Source organism: Prevotella sp. P2-180 (assembly GCF_002251435.1).
Taxonomy (GTDB): Bacteria; Bacteroidota; Bacteroidia; order Bacteroidales; family Bacteroidaceae; genus Prevotella.
The window spans coordinates 1-5,959 of record NZ_NPJI01000024.1 but is presented as its reverse complement, the minus strand read 5'-3'; the positions used below and the strand labels follow the sequence as shown (position 1 = coordinate 5,959).

Annotated in this window: 4 protein-coding genes; all 4 read right to left on the bottom strand. The window is 42.3% G+C overall.

Annotation, left to right across the window (positions count from 1 at the left end; all coding sequences use genetic code 11):
- Window positions 1-67: 67 nt before the first annotated feature.
- A complete protein-coding gene (locus tag CIK98_RS03395; protein WP_094382881.1) occupies window positions 68-448 on the bottom strand; it encodes a hypothetical protein in 381 nt (126 codons plus the stop codon).
- Window positions 449-511: 63 nt separating this feature from the next.
- On the bottom strand, window positions 512-811 hold the full coding sequence (locus CIK98_RS03390; protein ID WP_141210387.1) for a hypothetical protein: 300 nt from the start codon (window positions 809-811) through the stop codon (window positions 512-514).
- Window positions 812-1,028: 217 nt separating this feature from the next.
- Complete coding sequence (locus CIK98_RS03385) at window positions 1,029-2,396, bottom strand: hypothetical protein (protein WP_094382879.1); 1,368 nt, start codon at window positions 2,394-2,396, stop codon at window positions 1,029-1,031.
- 255 nt (window positions 2,397-2,651) lie between these two features.
- Complete coding sequence (locus tag CIK98_RS03380; protein ID WP_094382878.1) at window positions 2,652-5,702, bottom strand: type I restriction endonuclease subunit R; 3,051 nt, start codon at window positions 5,700-5,702, stop codon at window positions 2,652-2,654.
- Window positions 5,703-5,959: the final 257 nt, after the last annotated feature.

Genomic DNA, 5,959 nt, shown 5'->3' with positions numbered 1-5,959 from the left:
ACAGTTTGCATAATCAGCACGTTTTGCAATTCTTTTCAGTATAAGTTTCATGTTCTTCCTCCGCAAATTACTTCCTAAATTTAGATTCATCGAGCCAGTAAGCCGTAACGAGCCACAAGCTCTTTCCTACAGCCTTCACCGACACCGTAGCCTCCAGCCTCACCTCCAGCCTTTTGAGATTTTTGAAAGTCATGAAGTTCTCGTTCTCCATGAGCATTGCCACGCCCACGAGCGAGTCGCTGTTGTTCACACACCACTCAGTGTATCCAATCTGCACACCGCCGAAAATGCTTCTCACGGCATTTTCCGCATCCTTCCCGCATTTCACCTTACCCAAGCTACGCTCCACCACTGTTTCCGGCATTTTTTTCACCGAGTAGCACTCATACGGGTCTTTTCTCACCTGCTGCTTTGGGGTAGCAGCCGAACCCATCTTCTTTTTTGTCATGTCTTTAAAATTTAATAATGTAAAATAAATTGATAATTTCTGATTCGGAAGAAAGAAGGGAGTTTAATCCCCTCTCTCTACATTATGGTCCAATACTTGCTCTTTTATTCTCACAAAGAATCCAAGCATTGTAGATCTCACAAAGGTCAAGTCATGAGGAATCAGTTGGAAAGCTTCCAACATCATACCCATTGCAAGAGCCTCATCACCCTGTAACTCCGACCTCAGGCTGCCTATAAAGCATCTGATGTCATTTACAAGTTTTTCGCTGAGCAACGGACGCATAGCCTCCAGTTGCATCTCAGCCTTCTGCGTCAGAGGATATTTACCCTCCACGCCGCTATCATTCATTTTTTCTTTCATATTATAAGTAGTATCAATAAGCCAAAGAACACCTTTTATCCAATCCAATATTTGGTTTGAATTGAAGCAGTGATTGCTTTTCGACTCCAAAATTAGTGATTATTTCTGACACTGAAATACAAAAAAAAAAGCAGATAGCCCCTCGATTAGGAACTATCTGCATTCTGTTAGGACAAACCCTATGTCTGATTAGAACAGCAAATTAGGACAAGGTGATTTATGAGTATTTTCTCAATATCTGTCTCAATTTCTCAGAAGTCTTAAAAAGCTTATTAAAAGCATTAACGTTTTTGTCATAGAAGTGTTTATTCACCTGTTTTGTTGACTTGACAATTCGTCTAACATCTTTTCCTGCCTCAATATAATCTTTATAATCCTTCAATGACCACATTCGATTAGTCGTCACCACAAAATAATTAGATGTAAATTGAGTTATATTTTCATCAGATATCAAACTATCGTCTATTACAAAATCCATAAGCCATCTCATAAATGTTCTGAAATCAACATTATTTATTCGTCTGTCGAATGCAAGAGCATGATGAAGACAACACCACCAATATCCTTTTAACATACCATTGTTTTCCATATAAATCCGGATTTCATTCCATGCTAACGCAAATCGATCTTCACTATATGGCTTTATAAATTGTACACTATCAGCCAATAGGCTTCCTTCGCCCACTTTTATAATCTTCAACTCGAAGTTGTTCTTTTCTTCGTTAATATAATCTATAAGAGCCACATATTTAAAATATGTGTTAATGAGTATATCGTCATTTAATTTGAGACCTATGAAATACTTGCAAGTTTCAGATACGCTATTACCACATGATACCCACACATTGTCCAATTCTTCTTCGTCATGTATTTTGTTTTTGATATTTTTTATAATGGCATCAAACGATTGTGATGTCATATTTTCTATTCTCCCGTCAAACTTGTCTTGAATAATGTTTTGTAGGTAATTGTCACGATATCTGAGCCATTTATCTGAAGAAATATACTTCTCGAAGCACCTATTGTATATTTCTCCAAAGGCCTTATCATCCCTATTCAAATTCAACATTGTCAAGTCAAACAACATATCATCTATGTATTTTACGACCTCTGCTATCTTTTCAAATATCTGCAATGACCAATATGACAAGTCTTTCGATAATCCACACGTATATAACATAATATCCGTGGATTTGTTCTCGTTTTCATTCGTCACAATCCCATTTACTATTTCATCATTCTCAGCTCTTTGTATTCCTCTTTTAATCTCATTGTCGATTATAATTCTGAAATCCACTAATTTCTTTTCCATTGCTTCTTTATGCTCTAGATTCTTGTCTATTCTGATGTCAAGCATGGAATATTTAATCTCGTCATAGTAGATTTTTGCATTATGATATAGTATTTGCATGTCCATCATCAGACCCATTGCCAGAAGATGCACCTTTGTTTTATCCTCGTCGCTTTTGGCAATACGTTTCACTTCTTCGCAAAAACGAGTAGCTCCTGCGAAGAAATCCTCCATGCATCCATCAAACTTTTTGAAGATGTCATTACGTTTGTCGTCTTGCCGTATCTTCTTCATATTTACCAATACTAATATGCGGAATATTATAGAAACGTGAAGCGGCAAACCGCCATACACCCCGAAATCAGGTGTTCGCAAGTACCTTATACCAAAGCATACAGCAGCTGCCGATCACGTCTTTTCGTTTGAAGACATGAACGTCCTGTGCCGTACTACCTCTGGTATTATCTTTTGTTTTGCGAACTTCGATTTCGGAGGCGATACGTCAATTTTTTGGCGTTTCTATCTTATATGTCTATATCTTCCTGTTTGTTATTCTTCTGAAATATTGTCCTCATTGTCAGCCCAGCTGTCACACTGTGCCATCACATAGTCCAAGGCTTCCTGCTTTCCTTCGGGCGGATAGCCGTGTTTCTTCAGTTGTCGCTTTATCAGCACTCTCATCTGAGCCTTGCCTGCTTCCTTGTGTCTCCAGTCGATGGTGCGGTTCTTGCGCAGCACCTCTGTCAGCTCTTTGGCGAAGGCAATGAATTGCTCGTCAGTATATAGTCCTGCCACAACACTTGGTTTCGACAGTGCGTCGTAGAATGCTTTCTCTTGTTTGTTCAGTCCGAGTTTTTCTCCAGCCTTTTCCTCTTCCTTCATCTTCTTTGCCAACTCAATGAGTTCCTTTATCACTTCCTCGTTTGTCAGCATTCCTTTCAGATATTGGTTGAGCGCATCGTTGAGCATATCGGAGAATTTCTCGCTCTGCACCACGTTCTCTCTCTTCGTTTTCTTTATCTTCTCTTTCAGCAGACGTTTCAGCAGTTCCATTGCCACGTTCTTCTCCTTCATCTTCGATAGCTCTTCCATGAAGCTCTCGTCGAATAGGGAAAATTCCGTCTTGCTGTCTGCCACGAGGCTTATCACTCCGTCGCTCTTGATGCTCATTTCCAGCAAGTCAAGGATATGGTCGTTTATCTCCTTCACCACATTCCTCGTCCTCGTCTGCGTACATCTTGTTATCATCACCCTCAGAGCGTCGAAGAAAGCCGCCTCTGTTTTCTGTTCCTTTGTCAGCATGCTGCGGCATAGTGTCTGCGAGTTATGCAGTGCAAGCGAGTGTTCGCAGAATATCTTCCTTTTCTGCTCCCTCTCAACAGCCAACATAAAGTTGAGTGCGCCTCTCAGTGCATTCGCCTTGTCGGTGTCGCTTTCGTTGAAGAACATCGTGTAGTCGAAACCATGTATCTGTTCACGACAGATGTCCATTTCCTCCTCAAACTTCACCATTGCAGTCTTTGCGATGTCTGGGTCGCCGAATCGCTTATAGTCTCGCGAGGTATATTCCTTCATTGCACTCTTCAGTGCCTGTGCGATACCTATATAATCCACTATCAGACCTCCCTCCTTGCCAGGGAACACTCGGTTCACCCTCGCTATTGCCTGCATCAGGTTATATCCGCTCATTGCCTTGAACACATACATCGTTGCAAGCGAAGGCACGTCAAATCCAGTCAGCCACATATCCCTCACGATGGCAATCTTCATCGGGTCGTCGTTCTTCTTGAACTTTGCTGCCAGCTCCTTTCTGTATCTCTCGTTGCCGATTATCGGAGCCCAGTCTTCAGGGTCGGAGTTTGCTGATGTCATCACCACCTTTACCTTCTCTGTCCAATCAGGCCTCAGTTCCAGTATTTTCTTGTATATCTTGATACCGATTTTTCTTGTCAGAGCCACAATCATAGCCTTGCCTGTCAAGAGGTCGGCACGGTTTTCCTCATAGTGCTTAATTATGTCTTTTACAAGAGTGTCAATCACAGTGTCCGATTCCAGCACTCTTTCCAGATGGCTGAAGTTGTGCTTTGTAGCCTCCACCTGTTCATCTTCAAGCCCGAGGTCAACGAGCTTGTCAAATTCCTCGTCAAGTTCCTTTGTCACATTCTCGTTGAGGTTGAGGTTCACCACGCGACTCTCATAGTACACAGGTCTTGTAGCTCCGTCCTCCACCGACTGGGTCATGTCATACACGTCGATGTAATCGCCAAACACCTCTCTTGTGTCCTTCTCAGCGGTCGAGATAGGAGTGCCTGTAAATCCTATGAAACTTGCGCCAGGCAATGCCTCTCTCATTTTCAGGGCCATTCCCTTCTTCATCATCTCCTTCTTGGCGTCCCATGTCTCTTCGCCATATTGCGACCGGTGGGCCTCGTCGGTCATCACAATAATGTTCTTTCTGTCCGAAAGCGGTTCGTCGCTCTCTGTGAATTTCTGTATCGTGGTGAATATTATTCCTCCGCTTTTTCTTAGCTTCAGCAGTTCTATCAGTTTCTTGCGGCTCTGCGCGTTTTCAGGAGTGGTGCGCATAAACTCGCTATACTTTGAGAATGTATAAAGCAACTGTTGGTCGAGGTCTTTGCGGTCGGTCACAACCACTATGGTCACCTCAGGCAAATGTTGTATAAGCAGATGCGTGAGAAACATCATCGACAGCGACTTGCCGCTGCCTTGCGTATGCCAGAACACACCAATTTTTCCATTACTCTCCACTGCCTTTTTCGCTCTTTCCAAAGCCTTGTTCACTGCAAAGTACTGGTGATATCCAGCCATCACCTTCACCTTGTTTTCATCGTTGCTGTAGCAGATGAAGTTACGGATGATGTCCAGCAAATGTTCCTTCTTGAATATCCCCCTGAAGAACGTTTCGTAGTCAGCCAGCGACGACGATTCATATTCTCCGTCCTTCGATTTCCATTCCATATATCGCTCTTGGTCGGAGGTGATTGTTCCTGCTCGGCTTGTTATCATGTCTGATATCACGTTAAAGCAGTTGTAGCCAAACAGAATTGGAATCTCCCTCTGATAGGTCTTTATCTGGTTGAAGGCATCGTCGTCGTCAACGCTTTCGTTGCTTGGTGATTTTAGCTCAATCACCACTATCGGCAGTCCATTCAGAAACACCACTATGTCGCAACGTTTCCTCGACTTCTCGTCCACAGTCCATTGGTTGACTATACGGAAGTCATTGTTTTCGATATTGTCGAAATCTACTATTCTTGCAGTCACGTTGCGGTATTCGCCGTTCTCTTCGTTCTCAACGATCACTCCGTTTTGCAGCCATTTAGTGAACGTCTCGTTTTTCTGCAGCAAGCTGCCTCCCTCAATCCATGTCACGGTGTTCAACAGGTTTTCAATACCAGTTTCGCCGAGTTGTGGATTCAGCCGTTGCAAGCACTTCAACACAAGGCCATCGTAATATGGCAACTCCTCGTCTCTTCCTTCCAAGTCGTAGCCACATTTATATTCATAGCCTAATTCTGTGAATAGGTCTATTACTGCCTGCTCAAACGTTTTTTCTGTAAATCTCGAATTTTCACCCATAAGAGTTATACTATTAATTCACCAGACATTAATCGAGGTAAGAGAGTGTCGCGGAGGGAGGCGAGACGGTCGTTCTCTTTTTTATTCATACCAATTCTATCAAAAAGAGGTTTTACTATCTGTTGAAATTCATTTATATTCATAGCCTAATTCTGTGAATAGGTCTATTACTGCCTGCTCAAACGTTTTTTCTGTAAATCTCGAATTTTCACCCATAAGAGTTATACTATTAATTCACCAGACATTAATCGAGGTAA